This is a genomic window from Enterococcus sp. 4G2_DIV0659, from assembly GCF_002140715.2.
GTDB classification, from domain to species: domain Bacteria; phylum Bacillota; class Bacilli; order Lactobacillales; family Enterococcaceae; genus Enterococcus_L; species Enterococcus_L mansonii.
The window spans coordinates 3,213,492-3,229,809 of sequence record NZ_NGLE02000001.1; the positions used below are offsets into that span (position 1 = coordinate 3,213,492).

General features: G+C 35.3%; 15 protein-coding genes, 1 other RNA gene and 2 pseudogenes. 9 read left to right on the forward strand and 9 right to left on the reverse strand.

Going from position 1 to position 16,318, the window contains the following annotated elements; genetic code table 11:
• Positions 1-26: 26 nt before the first annotated feature.
• A complete protein-coding gene (locus A5880_RS15090; protein WP_086330318.1) occupies positions 27-1,391 on the reverse strand; it encodes a TrkH family potassium uptake protein in 1,365 nt (454 codons plus the stop codon).
• A gap of 261 nt (positions 1,392-1,652) precedes the next feature.
• On the opposite strand from A5880_RS15090, the gene treP reads away from it, so the two are divergent.
• Both treP and A5880_RS15100 read left to right on the forward strand, forming a co-directional pair.
• A complete protein-coding gene (gene treP, locus A5880_RS15095) occupies positions 1,653-3,128 on the forward strand; it encodes a PTS system trehalose-specific EIIBC component (protein WP_086329890.1) in 1,476 nt (491 codons plus the stop codon).
• A gap of 253 nt (positions 3,129-3,381) precedes the next feature.
• Positions 3,382-4,386 (forward strand): nucleoid-associated protein, encoded by a 1,005-nt coding sequence (locus A5880_RS15100; RefSeq protein WP_086329891.1) that lies wholly within the window; start codon positions 3,382-3,384, stop codon positions 4,384-4,386.
• A gap of 61 nt (positions 4,387-4,447) precedes the next feature.
• On the opposite strand, the gene A5880_RS15105 is transcribed toward A5880_RS15100, so the two are convergent.
• Positions 4,448-4,804, reverse strand: coding sequence for a YxeA family protein (locus tag A5880_RS15105; protein ID WP_086329892.1), 357 nt, complete (start codon positions 4,802-4,804; stop codon positions 4,448-4,450).
• A 182-nt stretch (positions 4,805-4,986) separates the two neighbouring features.
• Here A5880_RS15105 and A5880_RS15110 point away from each other — a divergent pair, with 182 nt between their 5' ends.
• Together A5880_RS15110 and A5880_RS15115 are read left to right on the forward strand one after the other, a co-directional pair.
• Entirely contained in the window at positions 4,987-5,691 is a 705-nt protein-coding gene (locus A5880_RS15110) for a zinc metallopeptidase (protein WP_086329893.1), read from the forward strand.
• 81 nt (positions 5,692-5,772) lie between these two features.
• Positions 5,773-6,108: a hypothetical protein gene (locus tag A5880_RS15115; RefSeq protein ID WP_086329894.1), complete on the forward strand. Its 336-nt coding sequence runs from the start codon at positions 5,773-5,775 to the stop codon at positions 6,106-6,108.
• A gap of 101 nt (positions 6,109-6,209) precedes the next feature.
• Here A5880_RS15115 and A5880_RS15120 read toward each other — a convergent pair whose 3' ends face one another.
• Positions 6,210-7,067 (reverse strand): helix-turn-helix domain-containing protein, encoded by an 858-nt coding sequence (locus tag A5880_RS15120; RefSeq protein WP_086329895.1) that lies wholly within the window; start codon positions 7,065-7,067, stop codon positions 6,210-6,212.
• A 79-nt stretch (positions 7,068-7,146) separates the two neighbouring features.
• Between A5880_RS15120 and tadA the strand changes: the two genes are divergently transcribed.
• Positions 7,147-7,659: a tRNA adenosine(34) deaminase TadA gene (tadA, locus tag A5880_RS15125; RefSeq protein WP_086329896.1), complete on the forward strand. Its 513-nt coding sequence runs from the start codon at positions 7,147-7,149 to the stop codon at positions 7,657-7,659.
• Positions 7,660-7,699: 40 nt separating this feature from the next.
• Positions 7,700-7,784: signal recognition particle sRNA small type (gene ffs, locus A5880_RS15130), an RNA gene on the forward strand.
• Between the two features lie 179 nt (positions 7,785-7,963).
• Here the strand turns inward: ffs and A5880_RS15135 are convergent.
• From A5880_RS15135 to A5880_RS15160, 6 genes and pseudogenes are all read right to left on the reverse strand, one after another.
• Positions 7,964-8,098: pseudogene (locus tag A5880_RS15135) on the reverse strand (DUF3788 family protein); the annotation flags it as partial.
• 11 nt (positions 8,099-8,109) lie between these two features.
• Positions 8,110-8,442 (reverse strand): hypothetical protein, encoded by a 333-nt coding sequence (locus tag A5880_RS15140; protein WP_086329897.1) that lies wholly within the window; start codon positions 8,440-8,442, stop codon positions 8,110-8,112.
• A 150-nt stretch (positions 8,443-8,592) separates the two neighbouring features.
• Positions 8,593-9,147 (reverse strand): DUF5067 domain-containing protein, encoded by a 555-nt coding sequence (locus A5880_RS15145; protein ID WP_086329898.1) that lies wholly within the window; start codon positions 9,145-9,147, stop codon positions 8,593-8,595.
• A gap of 202 nt (positions 9,148-9,349) precedes the next feature.
• Entirely contained in the window at positions 9,350-10,150 is an 801-nt protein-coding gene (locus A5880_RS15150; protein WP_086329899.1) for a TPM domain-containing protein, read from the reverse strand.
• Positions 10,147-11,247, reverse strand: a complete 1,101-nt coding sequence (locus A5880_RS15155; RefSeq protein WP_086329900.1) for a TFIIB-type zinc ribbon-containing protein — start codon at positions 11,245-11,247, stop codon at positions 10,147-10,149. Before A5880_RS15155 ends, A5880_RS15150 begins: the two co-directional genes overlap by 4 nt.
• Positions 11,248-11,476: 229 nt before the next feature.
• Positions 11,477-12,709, reverse strand: a complete 1,233-nt coding sequence (locus tag A5880_RS15160; RefSeq protein WP_086329901.1) for an SPFH domain-containing protein — start codon at positions 12,707-12,709, stop codon at positions 11,477-11,479.
• Between the two features lie 223 nt (positions 12,710-12,932).
• Between A5880_RS15160 and pbp4 the strand changes: the two genes are divergently transcribed.
• The 3 genes and pseudogenes from pbp4 (at position 12,933) to rimI (ending at position 16,317) form a co-directional block, all read left to right on the forward strand.
• Entirely contained in the window at positions 12,933-14,969 is a 2,037-nt protein-coding gene (gene pbp4, locus A5880_RS15165) for a penicillin-binding protein PBP4(5) (RefSeq protein ID WP_086329902.1), read from the forward strand.
• A 97-nt stretch (positions 14,970-15,066) separates the two neighbouring features.
• A pseudogene (tsaB, locus tag A5880_RS15170) lies at positions 15,067-15,785 on the forward strand (tRNA (adenosine(37)-N6)-threonylcarbamoyltransferase complex dimerization subunit type 1 TsaB).
• On the forward strand, positions 15,769-16,317 hold the full coding sequence (gene rimI / locus A5880_RS15175; RefSeq protein ID WP_086329904.1) for a ribosomal protein S18-alanine N-acetyltransferase: 549 nt from the start codon (positions 15,769-15,771) through the stop codon (positions 16,315-16,317). Before tsaB ends, rimI begins: the two are co-directional and overlap by 17 nt.
• The last annotated feature ends 1 nt before the right edge of the window (position 16,318 follow it).

Sequence of the window (16,318 nt, forward strand, 5' to 3'; positions counted from 1 at the left end):
TTTATGTTCCCTTTTCAATATAATCATTATCCAATCATAACACTCTCATCTGGATACTTGTATTTTGCTTGCTGCTTTTGTCCTTTAGTCAAAAGTGAAAAGCCCACAGTATAAATGCCTACTCTACCAATATACATCATCAACATAATGATCACTTTTCCTATAGAAGTAAGTTCAGGAGTTAATCCCATTGTTAAGCCTACCGTGCCAAAAGCTGAAAAAACTTCAAAAGCAACATATTCAATTCCGGAAGATTCTGGAATATTTTCAGTAACGGTTAAAAGCATAATTGAAAGGACGCAAAGCGTCAAAGTGATAAAAAATAATGTCAGGGCACGAAATACGGTACTATTTCGAATCGTGCGTCCTTGGAATTCAGCTCGTGTACGCCCTTTAAAAATTGAAACGATTTGAATTACTAATACGGCGAAAGTTGTGGTTTTCAGTCCGCCAGCTGTGGAACCGGAAGTTCCTCCAATATACATTAAAAAGATTGTTGTAATAAGTCCTGCATTCGTCATTTGCATATAATCAATCGAGTAGTAACCAGCAGTTCTTGGCGTTACAGACATAAAAAAAGTGTTTGCCACACGGTCAATAAAGTTGGTTCCAGTTGTTAAATTGGCTGCATTATGTTCTGTTAAATAAAAAATAATGAAGCCGCCAACCAATAAAGAAACGGTGGTCATCAAAGCGATTTTAGTATGCAAAGAGAATTTTCGTCTTTCTTTGTAATGCAATAAATCTTGCCAGACAATAAAACCAAGCCCACCTGAAATAATCAATGCTGCTACAACAAGTAAAACAAAAGGGTTGGATTGATAAGGGGTCAAACTGTCACCAAGCAAATCAAAACCAGCATTACAAAAACTTGAAATGGAGTGGAATAGTCCAAAAAATAATCCCTTTTTCCATCCAAATTCTGGAACGAACTGAATTGATAGTAAGATGGCACCGATTAACTGGATAATTGTTGCTAATTTAACAACATACATCATCAGGCGAAAGGCGCCTGACATATCATCTAGATTAAGAGCCTCACGGAGTAATATTCGAGTGCTCAATGTGATTTTTTTCCTCAAAATGAAATAGAGCATCACAGGCATTGTCATAAAACCTAAGCCGCCTATTTCAATTAAAATCATAATCACTATCTGTCCATATGCATTCCAGTGTAATGCGGTGTTAAGCGTGGTTAAGCCTGTTACACAGACAGCAGATACAGCTGTGAATAAAGCATCAATAAAGGGAGTTGCTTGTCCGCTACGGGAAAACACAGGTAATGTCAAAAGTGTTCCTCCGAGAAAAATTAAGAGAATAAAACCTAAAGCGATAATTTGAACGGCGGACAGCCGCTTTTTTATTTTTTGAGTAAATGTCTTCTTTTTCATTTTCACCTCGACTGAACGATTATTTTTAGACAATGGTTCGATTTCATTTGATAAAACTAAGTGTACCATTTTATGGAATAAATTCCAGTAATTTGAGAACGTGGTTAAGTGAATAGCACGTTGTTATTTAGCCGTTGAATAAATTAGAAAGGGAAAAAAGTTTTATTTATAAAAAGAAAACGCTTGTAAAAAAATAAATAATAGAGTATTATACAAATACAAACAACTTGTATGTACAAGTTAGAAGAGAGGAGCAAGAACATGGGCAAGTTTCAAGAAGAAGCAAAAAAATTGTTAGAGGAGGTTGGAGGCAAAGAGAATATTGCTGCTGTTTCACATTGTGCAACTCGGATGCGTTTTGTGTTAAATGATCCGAATAAGGCCGATACAGCAGCGATCGAGAAGTTTCCTTCGGTTAAAGGAACGTTCACTAACGCAGGACAGTTTCAAGTGATTATTGGTAATGAGGTTGCGCAGTTTTACAATGATTTTTCTGCTATTTCAGGAGTTGAAGGTGTTTCTAAAGATCAAGGGAAAGCTGTTGCAAAACAAAATTTAAATCCTGTTCAACGAGCGATATCGGTTTTAGCAGAAATTTTCACACCGTTGATTCCAGCATTGGTTATTGGCGGACTTATTTTAGGATTTCGTAATGTATTAGAGGGAATTCCTTTTGGCTTTTTAGATGGACAAAAAATAGTTGAAGTTTCACAATTTTGGAGTGGCGTGAATTCATTTTTATGGTTGATAGGGGAAGCGATTTTCCAGTTTTTACCAGTGGGAATTACTTGGAGTATCACTAAAAAAATGGGAACCACACAAATTCTTGGTATTGTCTTGGGAATTACATTAGTATCTCCGCAATTATTAAATGCTTATTCTGTAGCAAGTACTGCTGCCGCTGATATTCAGTTTTGGGATTTTGGATTCGCACAGGTTAATATGATTGGTTATCAGGCACAAGTAATTCCAGCGATGTTAGCAGGATTTTTACTTGCATACCTAGAAATATTTTTCAGAAAAATTATACCGCAAGCGGTTTCGATGATTTTTGTTCCTTTATTTGCATTAGTTCCGACAGTTTTAGCTGCACACGTTATTTTAGGTCCAATTGGTTGGGCTGTAGGTAGCTGGATTTCTGATATTGTTAATGCTGGACTAACATCCTCTGTGAATTGGTTGTTCGGCGCTGTTTTTGGTTTTATGTACGCTCCTTTAGTCATTACTGGTTTGCATCATATGACGAATGCCATTGATTTACAGCTAATCGCAGATTTTCAGTCAACGAACTTGTGGCCGATGATTGCTTTATCAAATATTGCTCAAGGTTCAGCGGTATTGGCAGTGGTATTTATGCATAGAGGGAATAAAGAAGAGGAACAAGTATCTATTCCTGCAATGATTTCATGTTATCTAGGTGTAACAGAACCAGCAATGTTTGGGATTAATTTAAAATATGTATATCCTTTTGTAGCTGGTATGATTGGCTCTGCATGTGCTGGACTCTTTTCTACATTATTTGATGTTAAAGCCATTAGTATTGGCGTAGGTGGTTTACCTGGAATTTTATCAATTGTTCCTAAGTATTACCTAGCCTTTTTCGGAGCAATGTTAATCGCTGTTGTTGTGCCGTTTATTTTAACGTATATTTTTAGAATGAAAGGTATTTTTAATAAACTTGATCCTGTTGATGAAGTGACAGGGAAATTATTTACAGAAGAAAATCAAGGATTATAGAGAGGAATTAGTGCGATTTTTTTAATACTTTATTCTCAATATTCATTTGTCCTAAAAGGATGAGAGAGACATAACTCTACAATTCATATCTCAGCCACCTGAAAATCGAGTACAGGCTGGAAGTAAAAGCAATTCCTTCTTTCACAATTTCTTTTTATGTAGAAAAATCAGCCACTATTTTTTATTAAAATAGTTGGCTTTTTTTGTTCTTTCAGGTAGACTAAATAAGGCTAAAAAAAAGGGAGAATGACAGATGGATATTTATTTAAAAAGTGCAATTTTACACATTATTGATCGTGAGACTGGAACTCCGGTGTTTTCAGCAAAAGAATTAGATTTAACGACAGAATATATTCGCGTTTATCTAACGAGTAAGATAACGAAGCTTTCAACAGCGCAAACCAAAACAGGAATTTTAGCGGAAGAAAGTGCGTTTGTTGATAAGATGCGGGGGATTCCCAATGATTTTATTCAAAAAAGTCAGCAACTTGCTCAACATTGGTATGATGTTTATTCAGGTAGTGAGGATGCTCCAAGTGCAGATGTACTTTTTATTTTATATGAATTAGATACAGTGATGCATTTAGCAATGATTAAATTGAACTATAAAGAGAGCTACACGCATTATGTGGATTATGAAGATGAAGCGGTTTACAACAAGCTGATTATTAACAGAGCAATATTGCCATCAAAATCGCAAAAACCAGATGAGGGAATGACGGTTAATCTTGATTCGTTAGCCTATGAATTATTAGAAAAACGATATGAATTTTCAGGTGAGAAAGTTTGGTATTTTTCAGAAAAAGTGATTGAATCTCAGCCTGCACCTTCTATTGAAGAAAATATGAAAGAAATCAAAAAAGCCGTAAAGCGAATTGGTAAAAAATTTAATGAAGATGAATTTGAGTTAATCGCATCTGTAAAAGAAGCTGTTTATGAAAGTATCGAAGAAACCGGTACTATTGATAATGAACAAGTAGCTGAGCTTGTATTTAAGGAAAACATCTCTGCAAGAATGGCCTATCAAGATGAAGTGAATGAATCAAAATTTGTTGACAAAACGCCACCTGTGAGAGAAGCTAGAGAAATCTCAGAAAAAAAGTTTGGAAAACAAAAGTTAAAAATGAGTAATGGAATCGAATTAATTGTACCAATAGATGTGTATAGGAACGGTGACTTGATTGAATTTGTTAATAATCCAGATGGAACAGTGTCTATCGTTTTAAAAAATATCGAAAAAATCAGTAATCAGTTATAAAAATGTATAAGCACTACCTCCTCGTTGTCTAATAAAGAAAAGCGAAGGGGGCAGTGCTTGATTAATTTTCCAGTTGTTCGAGTGCTTTTTTGGGGACGTCTTTTTCTGATACTTCTTCCCAACTAATGACCCCTTTACGAGGATTTACTTTTAATTTTAAATAGGCGTTAATGCGTAAAGGTTGATCTCTGATTTCTCTCAATTTTTGAACGGTTTTTTCCCCGCTACCATTAAAGGCCTTTTGTGTGTAATTGTATTCGGTATATTTTTCCCCATTTGAAAATTTTCCGCTTTTAACTTCTCCAGGTGTTTCGATCTGAGTATAATACGCTCTTCCGCCAAAATAATAATCATAGCCAAACCAAGAGATCCCAACTAAAAGTACAAATGGTAGGAAAAAAAATAATAGTTTTTTCAAGTTTTTCACCTCTTGGTTACAGTATGACTTTTTTTTGTTGAAAGTGCCATTGAATTGGCTTAAATTAATGTGACAATTTTGTTAGCAGATCATCAAATTGTTTCATTATTTAGTCAAGATATAGTTATACTTTTTTTAGAATCTCATGATACAATAAAGAAAATGAAAGGAAGGGATGAAACATGATGCCGTTTTATGGTATTTTTGATCCAACATATTTTTTGGTGATTATTGGACTGCTTATTTCGATGGCAGCTTCTGCTTACGTAAATAGTACCTTTAAAAAATATGATAAAGTACAAAGTAGAAATAATGTGACTGGCACAAAAGCTGCACAGTACATTTTAGAAAAAGAACATATTAATAATGTCGGTGTTCAACAAATTTCAGGGGATTTGACAGATAACTATAATTCCGGTAATAAAATATTGAGTTTGTCAGAGGCAACAGCTCAATCGACTTCAGTTGCGGCTATAGGTGTGGCTGCACACGAATGTGGGCATGCTGTACAAGATCATACAGGTTATAGCCCCTTAAAAATTCGAGCTGCGATTGTGCCAGTAGCGAATATTGGTTCAACAATCTCATTTCCGCTTATTTTAGTAGGAGTTTTGCTTAGCTGGAATCAGACATTGATTAATATTGGTATTATTGCTTTTTCTTTAGCATTACTTTTCCAATTAGTGACGTTACCCGTTGAGTTTAATGCTTCGCGTAGAGCGTTGAAAATTTTGTCAGAAGGCAGTATTTTAACTGAAGAAGAAGTGCCAATGGCTAGGAAAGTTTTGTTTGCTGCGGCATTGACCTATGTGGCAGCTGCGTTGGCTACCTTTTTACAATTACTGCGTCTAATTATATTGTTTGGTGGGAATAATCGTAGAGATTAAACAAAGGATGCTTTTGTTTTATTACCCCTATTTTTAAGAGTGTGTTATCATTATAATAGATAATGTGAGGGAGCTGATAAAATGAAAACTTCAACAAAAATTGGTCTGGGTTTAAGTGTTGCTGCAATTGCTAGTGTTTCTGTAGCAGTGATTGCATCAGAGAAAATTGTGAAAAAAGTTTATCATGTATCAAATCGTTTTAAAGCGAAGAAATTTGTGAACGATACATTTGGCGGCAATGAAAAACTTTTAGGAATTGTAGATGATTTATCTGACGATGAATTAGATTCTATGATGAATGTATTGGGCAAGGTCAAAGAAGGTAGAAATAAAATTTCTGCTTATGGCGAGTCGCTAAAAGATAATACAGAAAATATAAAAGATCGTCTTGTCCGTTTTGTCGAAGAAATGATTTAATTACAAATTGAAGTTTAAGAGGACGAAAAAACATTTAACGCTTAGAGAAAAGTCGGAATCCACGAAAATTGCTTCAAAAATTTTTGTGAATCCCGATTTTTTTATTTTGTAATCAGTAAGTAACAAAAAACGAGGTCATCCATTTTTTTTAACGAAAGCCCTGTCTGTTCATAGAATTTTTCAACACGGTAGTGGAGTGTATTTCTGTGCATGTATAAATCTTTCGCTGCGGAACTAATATTCCCTTGATTACGCCATAAAGAAAAAATAATCTGCTGCAGTTCACTTGTTAAAGTCAGTTGATTACGGAAGCTTTGAACGATTTGACTTTGCTCCATGGCTTTTTTTGTAAAATAATGAAGGGCAACATCAGTTAATGAAAAGGTGTTTTTTCCTTTCAATATAGCTGATTCTTCAGCAAAAATTTGTTGTTCTTCTTGAAAGACTTCAAAAAAAGAAGGATGATTTGTATAAAAATTACCGATAAACACAGTTGTTGAGGTATCGAAATCAGCGTCAAGCGTTAAAAAAATACTTTGCAATTCGTCATTCGTATAATAACCAGGTGCATATTTTTCGACAATGATTCCCTGGTTGTCTGTCGTGAAAAAGAAATCGACTTGGTGTTCAAAGATATCTTTAATACTATTTTCCCATTCGACTTGTAGAAAGTCTTTTGTTTTTTTTAGTTTAAATTGTAAAATACGGAATGTTCCTTTTCGCTCAACGATGATTTGCTCAAAAAGATACCCATACCAAGGATGTTTGGCTGAGTCGACCGTACGTAGTTTGGAAGGGAATAATTTTTTTAATAAACGAATTTCTGATGCTTTAAGTAATTCTTTTGGAATAATAAAGTATTGATCGCCAACTAATAGTGAAAGATCATTAGTAGTAGTTGGTTTGTGTTTTTTGATTTTGCCACTAGGATATAATTCAACTAATTCTTCAATAGTCATAGACACACCTCACGGATTTATTGTACCATGAATAGGATAAAAAAGTTTACTGATTACTAAATTGAAAGGCGGTAATAATTTGAGTGAAAAAACGTCCAACTTAACGATAGAAGAAAAAGAAACGTTCATGCAAGAAGCAATCAAAGAAGCAAAAAAAGCAGAAGGGATTCAAGAGGTTCCAATTGGTGCCGTTGTTGTGTTAGATGGAAAAATTATTGGGAGAGGACATAATCTTAGAGAAGACAGTCAAGATGCAACTGCACATGCAGAAATGTTCGCAATCAAACAAGCGTGTCAATCGTTGCATAATTGGCGTTTAGAGAGAGCACAATTATTTGTAACGTTAGAACCTTGTCCGATGTGTAGTGGGGCGATGTTGTTATCAAGGGTGGACGAAGTTTATTATGGCGCTAAAGATCCTAAAGGAGGCACAGCGGGAACGTTGATGAATTTACTTGATGATAACCGATTTAACCATGTAGCATACGTAGAGTCTGGCATTTTAGAAAAGGAATGTGGAGAATTATTGTCTAATTTTTTTAGATTATTACGTGAAAAAAAGAAACTTTTAAAAAATCAAAATAAGGACTAGCCAAGCGCTCAAAAATGCGGTATACTAAATCTTGCCGAAAGGCTAGGACAATGGTGGGCTTGCGAAGCGTGTCAGATCCGGAAGGAAGCAGCACTAAGTGAGTGCCGCCATGTGTCTGAATAAAATAGCTTAACAACGGACTTTTAGGTCTGTTTTTTTTGCTTAAAAAAGTGTAAGTACTATATCCTTTAAAGGATAATAGTATTCATCTTATCCACATACATTATTCTGAATTCTGACGCTCGATTAGTAAGTTTTTTAGTTATAATATAAGAGTGCGGGACATAATTCTAAAAGTTATAGCTCAGATTCCTAAAAAGCAAACAAAGGGCAGAAGGAACCCTTTCGGAAATAAGCTGAAATTCACAAAAATTTGAAGAACCATTTTCGTGAATTCCTTCTTATCTCTCGGGGCTAAACGCTTCTGTTCCGATCTTTTTGTTTAATAGATTACGCTTTATCATAAGAGATAATGAACGAGCCAAGTGCACTTTCAACTTTTTTGATTTTCACCACTAATTCATCTCCCTTTTTTACTTTAGGATTATCAGAAGAAATGAAATTAAGGTGTTCTCCAGCTTGGATAGTATAGCCTAATGGACCGTTTGGAACATACTCCAATACTTTAATTTTCACCGTTTTACCTTCTAAATCATCGCCAGCATTCAAAGCTTTTTCTGCTTGAGCTTCAGTGTAGTCTGGTTCAGCTTCTTTTTTTGAACCGCAACCTACCAATACAACAACTAAAAGCAATGCAACTAAAATAGTTTTTAACTCTTTCAAAATAACTCCCCATTCCTAAATACGTTAATTGTAACACTATGATTATAACATTATGTGCATGAGTTTTCTACGACGTGATAATTACAGGATGCGTCTGAACGGGTCTTGTTGGTATGGTGATCTATCCTTATTTGTCCGTATTTTTTTCAATTACTTTAAGTTAATTATTTTCTCGCCTAGTTTTTTTCCTGTCATACCTTGTGTTGCTGTGAGTTTGATTGGTGTAGTAGTATCATCCAAATCATAGGTGATAACAGCTTTTGCCGTGCTATTTGTTTTTATATTGTCTGCTTTTTGACTAGTAAATGGGGCGAATTTGTCATCTTGTGGAATTAATCCAACAAGTAATTTAGTGCGTTTATTTTCACTTTCTTGGGTTAGTTCGATACTAGACATCCAAACTGTCTGAGCAGAAAGTTTCTTTTTACTATGATTTTTTACTTCATAAATAATAGCTAGTTGGGGTTTTTCTCTTAGTAAGCTTTTATTAGCAGGTAAAACTTCAATTGACAATAGTTTTAGTGTAGCGGTATTGATTTTTAAGGTATCATTTTTAAAATAAACAGTCCTTTGTTTTTTTGAATTTGGAGGAGTAACAGTTGTGTGAGAGTCTTTTTTTTCAGTATTGATTTTGTTATCGGCACTGCAAGCAGTTAACGATAAACTAAAGATAGAAAAGATCACTAAGCTTAGTAATTTGTTCATTATTTGTCCTCTCTTTTAGTCGAATAGGGGTATAACCTATTATATAATAAACGTACTTTTAATGTCGCAAAACATTCAGTGATGACTAAAGGTTTAGAAGAGAGTGATAAAAGAACTCCGCTAGAAATAAAATGCCTATCCTCATGTTCCTAACGGAATCTAATTTTTTCTCTCCGTTTTTTTAATGCTGTTATTTTAACGGTTAAAAACTACGACCACCGCCACCAAATGTTCCACCCCCAGTTGAATGAGTGCTGCTTCCACCACCAGAACCGCCGCCAGAATTATTTTTGGGGATGCGACGAGTAGTAATAAATGAATGCATCAATGTATCGCTTCGTTTCGTCAAATTAAGGTGAGACTTTTCTCTAAATGGGTATTTGTATGTTCCAAATTTTAATTGGTATTTAGAGATGCTTGCTACAAAAAAGAGTCCGCTTAACAGGATTGCGACGATCAAGGCAATCATAATTTCAGTTTTTGTCAGTGATTTATAGCGTGTGATTTTTCCTGTTTCACTATCTATTCGATAATGACCACCAGGAACACCTTGCTCAAAATAGTGGGCTGTATTTTTCAAAAAACTTTTTGCTGCTTGAAAATAATGACCACTTTCCATACTTGCAGAGAGTTCATCCAATGTTTGATTAATTCTTTTGTCATCCATATAGTCGATCATATTGCCGGAAGTAGAGATGATAAATTTTCTTTTGTTCATATCAATATAAAACGTGATACCGTTTTGATCTTTACCAATTCGATCTAACAGATAGTAATCCGCAAATCGTTTTGGATCCATATCATTATCAGTATTAGTAACAATAAAAACACGTGCTTTTGATTTTGTTTCGAAAGGAGTAATCATTTGTTTTAATTCTATCGTTTCTTCTGGTGTAAAAAGTGACGCTTGATCATCGATTGAGTCACTTGCTGCTTGAACGGACATAGAGAAGCTGAAGAGTAAGCATACTAACGATAGGAGTGTAAAAATAAGTTTTTTCATATAAACCAACCTCCAATCAAGAAGACAGCTAATAATGTAGCAAAAATACCAAAAGTGAATACACCTAAGCGTTTATAGCTGATAGGGAGAATACCACTGACTTTCCCGGTTTGCCCATTCATAGCGTAATAATATACTTTATCTGATTTATCATTACTTCGGTAGGTTACAACCCAGATTGGTAAAAGCATATAGTGGTTTTCTTGGTTGTTTAATGAAATATCTGTTCGTAATTTATTTAATGTAGTGTAACCAGATGCTGTGTCTCTTAGTAAAGACTCAGAGTACTCTTTTAATTCTTCCTCTACAGCTTGCTTAATTCCTTCATATTCAATATCACGTTTTTCTGCTTGGAATCCAGCAAGGTATTGGCTCTTAAAAGAAACAGCTTTATCAAGTAAAAACGGTTGAACAGCTTCGACCATTTTTTGCTGTACATTTTTGGAAAGGGCATTTTTAATTAATTCTTTAAATGAAATGTTCCCTTGGCGTTCAATATCAAATTGTTTTGTCTCGGTGTATTCAATGTCTCCAACTCGCCAAATTCGAATAGTCGTTCCCATGGCATTCATTTGCCCATTAACCTCAGCATCGACAACCCAGTAAGGGAAGTAGACACCGGTCATTTTGTCAATTTGTTCTTTATTGAAAAAGTCTTTTGGGATAAACCACTTTTTCTTCGTCCAAGTTAAAAACTTTTCTACCGCTTCATCTTTTTCGATGGCAAAGGGTAAGACTTTTTCTGGAAGAAATTGTCCGCTTAAACGGCCGGATAAAACAACCGGATTGTGACAGTAATAACAATAAGTTGCAGCTGTGGTTGCTTCGGTAACGATTTGGGCACCACAACTTGGACAGTTAAATAACTCCATTGCCTCTTCATTTATATCGTCGGTTGTTTTAGAGGAAGAGGATTCTTCTTGAATAGAGTCGACATTATTTTCTAAATGCGCTTCTTGTTGGGCTTCTTCGTAAGCTGTAACCTCAGTTTCTGTAAATGCACTTAAACAGTATTCACAATGGAATTTTTGGTCTTTGGGATCGAATAACAAAGGACCACCGCAATTTGGGCATTTATGTGTAAAGGTGTCTGTCATGATAATTCCTTTCTTATTAGTAATATATAAACTTAAAAACACTGGTTAATTGAACAGAGAAATTGTTCGATTTTGCCAACGTTATTCATTAGATGCTGATTATTGGATTTAGAGAGTGGCTGGGACATAACTCTATGAGTCATACCCCAGCCACTTGAAAATCAAATAAACGATGGGAGCCAAAAGCAACTCCTTAGGAAATAAGCTTTTGTTCCTTTAGTATTTGTTGTTATAATGGAACACCTTGGAATGGCTTGCCGCAATGTGGACAAAATTTGGGAATGCCATTTGATAAGTCGACAACGCCTCCGCAATCATTGCATTTCATTTCCAATTTTGGTTTATCATCGGTTGGTTTAGGTGTGCCGCAATTTGAACAAAATTTGCCAGTATTTTCAGTACCGCATTGTGGGCATGCCCATGTTTCTGATGCTCCTTGAACTTGTTGTTGATTTTGTTTTTCTTGCATTTGTTGTTGATTGGATTGAGACGCTTGAGCAAAATAATTACCGCTTGTGTTCATGCCCATTCCAACGCCCATAAAGCCGTTCATTGCACCACCTTCATTACTTCCAGCAGCCTCCATCCCGCGTGCCATTGCTCCTTGAACATAGCCTTCGCGAACGCTAGGATCACCAAGCATAGCTCCTTGATTACGCATATTGATTAATTTCGTAGAATCATCTGTATAAGAAATGCTAGCTACGGCAACTGAAACAATTTCCATTCCACGCAATTCACGCCATTGATCATCTAGCACCTGGCTCATATAGTTGCTTAGTTCCAAGCTCTTAGAAGGAACATAAGAAATTCGTTCCCCATCAGCAGACATTTTATTGATCGCTGATTGAAGAGCGGTTAGAAACTCAGCTAAATATTGCTCGTTAATATCATCGATTTCCACTTGGCTTTTATTTCTAGGAATAGCATTGGTAAAGAATAATAAAGGATCTGTAATTTTGATTGAATAATTACCATGTGCACGTAAAAAAAGTTCTGCATTATAGAAATTATCGAAATAATTGATTGGCGAAGATGTGCCAAATTTGATTCCTTTGATTTCTTGTAAATTAATATAAAATACTTGTTGTTTTTGCGGTGTCACACCACCAAATTTTAAACGATCAAATGTTTCAGAAACAGCTTCTTTCAAAGAGCCGTTAAAGGCAGAAGGAGCAGAATCGTTTTTGACTGTATAGTAGCCTTCTTCTGCTGTGTAGTCGATGATTTTTCCGCCATCAACTAAAATCATCATCATATTTGGATAAACATGAACTACTGATCCATCGGTAATAACATCTTCAGTTCCTTTACGGTTTGCCCCACGTCGGTCGTTTTTTCGAACGAAGACACCTTTTGTCATTACTGTAGTATCACTCATAGTAGCAGGTTCGATTACTTCAACCCATTGATCCGCTAAGCCTCCGCTAATTGCGCTTGTTGCCGCCTTAATAATTCCCATTAAAATTCCTCCTAAAAGTAGTAAGTAAAAATATTATACCATAGGCAAAATAAACGTAAATACCTCTAAAGCCTGATAGGGGCAGCAAAATAAATTGTTGAGGAAAATGACTGAATCTATTTTGTTAATATTTTTCCTAAAAAAATTGTTTTTGTACATACTATTGATTTAGTAAGGTATAATAGATAAAAGTATTTAGATAAAAGGTTTGGGGGATCAGAACGTGCAAAGAAGTAATAGAAAACAGTCGAAAAAGCCAGTCGTTTTAATTGTTAGCGGTGTGGGAATCATTATACTAGCAGTTGGGGGCTATTTTGCTTATAGTACTTGGCAAAATGAAAAAGAGTTAAAACAAGCAGAGAAATCAGCAAATGTTTTTTTAGCCTCTCTCTCTAAACAAAAATTTGACAAAATTTCAGACGTAGTGAATGAAGCATCTGTGAAAGATAGTGGATATACCAATACCCAGCTTGTTGAAAAATATCAAACAATTTTTTCAGGAATCCAAGCGCAAGGAATCAAAAGTAAAGATGTAAAAGTAGTTCGTGGAAAAAATGATCAATATACGTTTACCTACAAATTAGAGATGACAACCCCTTTAGGGAAATTAGAGAATTTATCTTATAAAGCGACGCTCAAAAAGTCGGGGGAAGAGTATAAAATCGTTTGGGCTCCTAATTTGATTTTTCCAAAAATGTCTGGTCAAGACAAAGTATCAATAAATGTGGAACAGGCAGCCAGAGGGGAAATCGTTGATCGAAATGGTGAAGGTCTTGCTGTGAATGCAGCGTTCGATCAAGTGGGGCTTGTTCCCGGTAAGCTTGGTGAAGGGGAAGAAAGAGCAAAGAATATCAAGGATTTTAGTGAGCAATTTAGTATTTCTGTGGAAGATATCGAACAAAAATTAAAACAAAATTGGGTGAAACCTGATTCGTTTGTTCCACTGAAAATGTCTTTTGATCCGATTACCACTCTTACTAAAGGTGCGGCATCTCAAGATAAAATCGTTCGGTATTATCCATTAAAAGAAGCCGCAGCTCAATTGGTTGGTTATGTGGGAAACATTACTGCTGAAGATATTGAAAAAAATCCGAAGTTGAGCAGTTCAGGTGTGATTGGTAAAGTCGGTTTAGAACAAGCATATGATAAAGAACTTAGAGGGCAAGATGGTGGAAGTATCGATATCACTGATGAACATGGAGCAGTGAAAGAGAGTGTCCAAAAGGTTGGTAAAAAAGATGGTCTGACTATTAAGCTGACGATTGATAAAAATGTACAATCTCAAGCTTATGATATTTTTGTGAACCGACCAGGTAGTGCAGTAGTCATGAATCCTCAACAAGGCGATTTATTAGCGACTGTCAGCTCACCATCCTTTGATCCAAATAAGATGGCAAATGGTATTTCTCAAGCAGAGTATGATGCATACGCTAATAATGAAAACTTGCCATTTACCGCACGTTTTGCGACAGGCTATGCACCAGGTTCAACCTTTAAAACGATTACCGGTGCCATTGGGTTGGATGCTGGAACGTTGAAGCCAGAAGAAGAAATAGCTATTAATGGATTAAAATGGCAAAAAGATGCCTCTTGGGGAGATTATTTTGTCACACGTGTTAAAGAAGCGAGTCCAGTTAATTTACGAACAGCTCTAGTTAATTCTGATAACATTTATTTTGCAGAACAAACATTACGTATGGGGGAAGATACGTTTAGAAAAGGGCTTGATAAATTTATTTTTGGTGAGAAGCTAGACTTAGCGATTCCAATGAACCCAGCTCAGATTTCTAATGAGGACACATTTAAATCAGAGATTTTACTCGCTGATACAGGCTATGGACAAGGTCAATTATTAGTTTCGCCAATTCAACAATCAGCAATGTATACTGTATTTCAAAATGAAGGGAAATTAGTTTACCCTAAAATTGAGCTAAATAAAGAAACAAAGGTGAAAGAAAACTTAATAAGCTCGAATGCAGCGAACACGATTGCAACTGATTTGCTTGGAAGTGTGGAAGATGAAACAGGCTATGTCCATAATATGTATAATCCTGATTTTTCACTAGCTGCTAAAACAGGCACGGCTGAAATCAAAGATAAACAAGATACTGTTGGTAAAGAAAATAGTTTTCTGTTAGCGATGGATAGAAGCAGCAACAAGTTTTCAGCAATGATTATGGTTGAGGACTCCAGAAAAAATGATACAGCCACAAATATTAGTAAACCTCTGATTGATTATTTAGAAGCAAATTATAAATAAGAAAAATAATGTTTTGGTGTCGTACATTCATTTTTTTACGGAGAAATAAAAATATGCTACAATAAAACAACTATAATAAGGAAAGAAAGGGATTTATGTGCGGATTTTAGCAATAGATACCTCTAATCAAACATTAACGATTGCCGTTTGTGAAGAGCGAAAATTATTAGGACAACATACTATTACTGTAAAAAAAATCATAGCCTAACATTAATGCCGGCAATTACACAAGTAGTAAAAGAAGTTGGTTTAACACCCAAAGATCTTGATCGAATCGTTGTCGCTCAAGGTCCAGGTTCATATACAGGGTTACGAATCGGAGTGACCACTGCAAAAACACTGGCGTATACGCTAAAAAAAGAATTAGTTGGAATTTCTAGTTTAAAAACAGTTGCCGCAAATTGTGTTGGTATTGAAGGGATGATAGTCCCTATATTTGATGCAAGAAGAAACAATGTTTATACAGGAGGCTATGAGTATATAAATGGTACGCTAGAGACTGTGCTCTATGATCGACATATTTCTTTGGATTCATGGTTGGAAAAATTAGCTGAATTTCCTAATGTTTACTTTGTCGGTAGCGATGTTGAAAACTTTCGCAATCAAATTGAAGAAGCATTACCTACTGCTGAAATTTGTGATATTCCCAATTGGCAAATTCCAAATGGAGCGACGCTTTCAGAATTAGGCAGACTAGCTACGCCTGAAAAAAATATTCATCAGTTTTTACCAGACTATTTAAAACGAGTGGAAGCAGAAGAAAATTGGTTAAAAGAACATACGCCAGAGGTAGAAAATTATGTCGAAAAAATTTAATCTCATTCATAATATTTTAGGATTTTTTTTCAAAAACAGACCTTATGACGAAAAAGAAGTCGAAATTTCTAATGAAACCTATTTTGTTCGTGGTATTGTATTAGAGGATATTAAAGATTTACTATCTATTGAACGAGAAGTCTATGCAGGAGAACTTCCTTGGACAAAAACGGCTTTCTTAATGGAGTTACAATCCTCTGATCCTCATTTATACTTACTTATTCAAAAAGACGAGCAAACGATTGGATTTATTGGTTGTCGCATCTTTGGAAAAGAGGCGCACATCACAAATGTCGCTGTAATGACAAGGTATCAAGGCAAAGGGATTGGTAGTTTTTTAATTCGAGAAATCCAGCAATTTGCGACGATGAATCATTGCGATAAAATTTCTTTAGAAGTCAGATTAAGTAATAAAAATGCTCAACGTGTGTATCGGCAACTTGGTTTCATTTCCAATACAATCAAACCAGATTATTATGAACAAGATAAAGAAGATGCGTTGGAGATGATTTTATTTTTAAAAGAAGTGTGAA

What these genes read in the sequence shown, in the direction of transcription:
- treP (WP_086329890.1), top strand. Translation starts at nt 1,653, where the DNA reads ATGGGCAAGTTTCAAGAAGAAGCAAAAAAATTGTTAGAGGAGGTTGGA.
- A5880_RS15150 (WP_086329899.1), bottom strand. Translation starts at nt 10,150, where the DNA reads ATGAAAAAACTTATTTTTACACTCCTATCGTTAGTATGCTTACTCTTC.
- A5880_RS15090 (WP_086330318.1), bottom strand. Translation starts at nt 1,391, where the DNA reads ATGAAAAAGAAGACATTTACTCAAAAAATAAAAAAGCGGCTGTCCGCC.
- rimI (WP_086329904.1), top strand. Translation starts at nt 15,769, where the DNA reads ATGTCGAAAAAATTTAATCTCATTCATAATATTTTAGGATTTTTTTTC.
- A5880_RS15145 (WP_086329898.1), bottom strand. Translation starts at nt 9,147, where the DNA reads ATGAACAAATTACTAAGCTTAGTGATCTTTTCTATCTTTAGTTTATCG.
- A5880_RS15115 (WP_086329894.1), top strand. Translation starts at nt 5,773, where the DNA reads ATGAAAACTTCAACAAAAATTGGTCTGGGTTTAAGTGTTGCTGCAATT.
- A5880_RS15120 (WP_086329895.1), bottom strand. Translation starts at nt 7,067, where the DNA reads ATGACTATTGAAGAATTAGTTGAATTATATCCTAGTGGCAAAATCAAA.
- A5880_RS15110 (WP_086329893.1), top strand. Translation starts at nt 4,987, where the DNA reads ATGATGCCGTTTTATGGTATTTTTGATCCAACATATTTTTTGGTGATT.
- A5880_RS15160 (WP_086329901.1), bottom strand. Translation starts at nt 12,709, where the DNA reads ATGGGAATTATTAAGGCGGCAACAAGCGCAATTAGCGGAGGCTTAGCG.
- A5880_RS15155 (WP_086329900.1), bottom strand. Translation starts at nt 11,247, where the DNA reads ATGACAGACACCTTTACACATAAATGCCCAAATTGCGGTGGTCCTTTG.
- A5880_RS15100 (WP_086329891.1), top strand. Translation starts at nt 3,382, where the DNA reads ATGGATATTTATTTAAAAAGTGCAATTTTACACATTATTGATCGTGAG.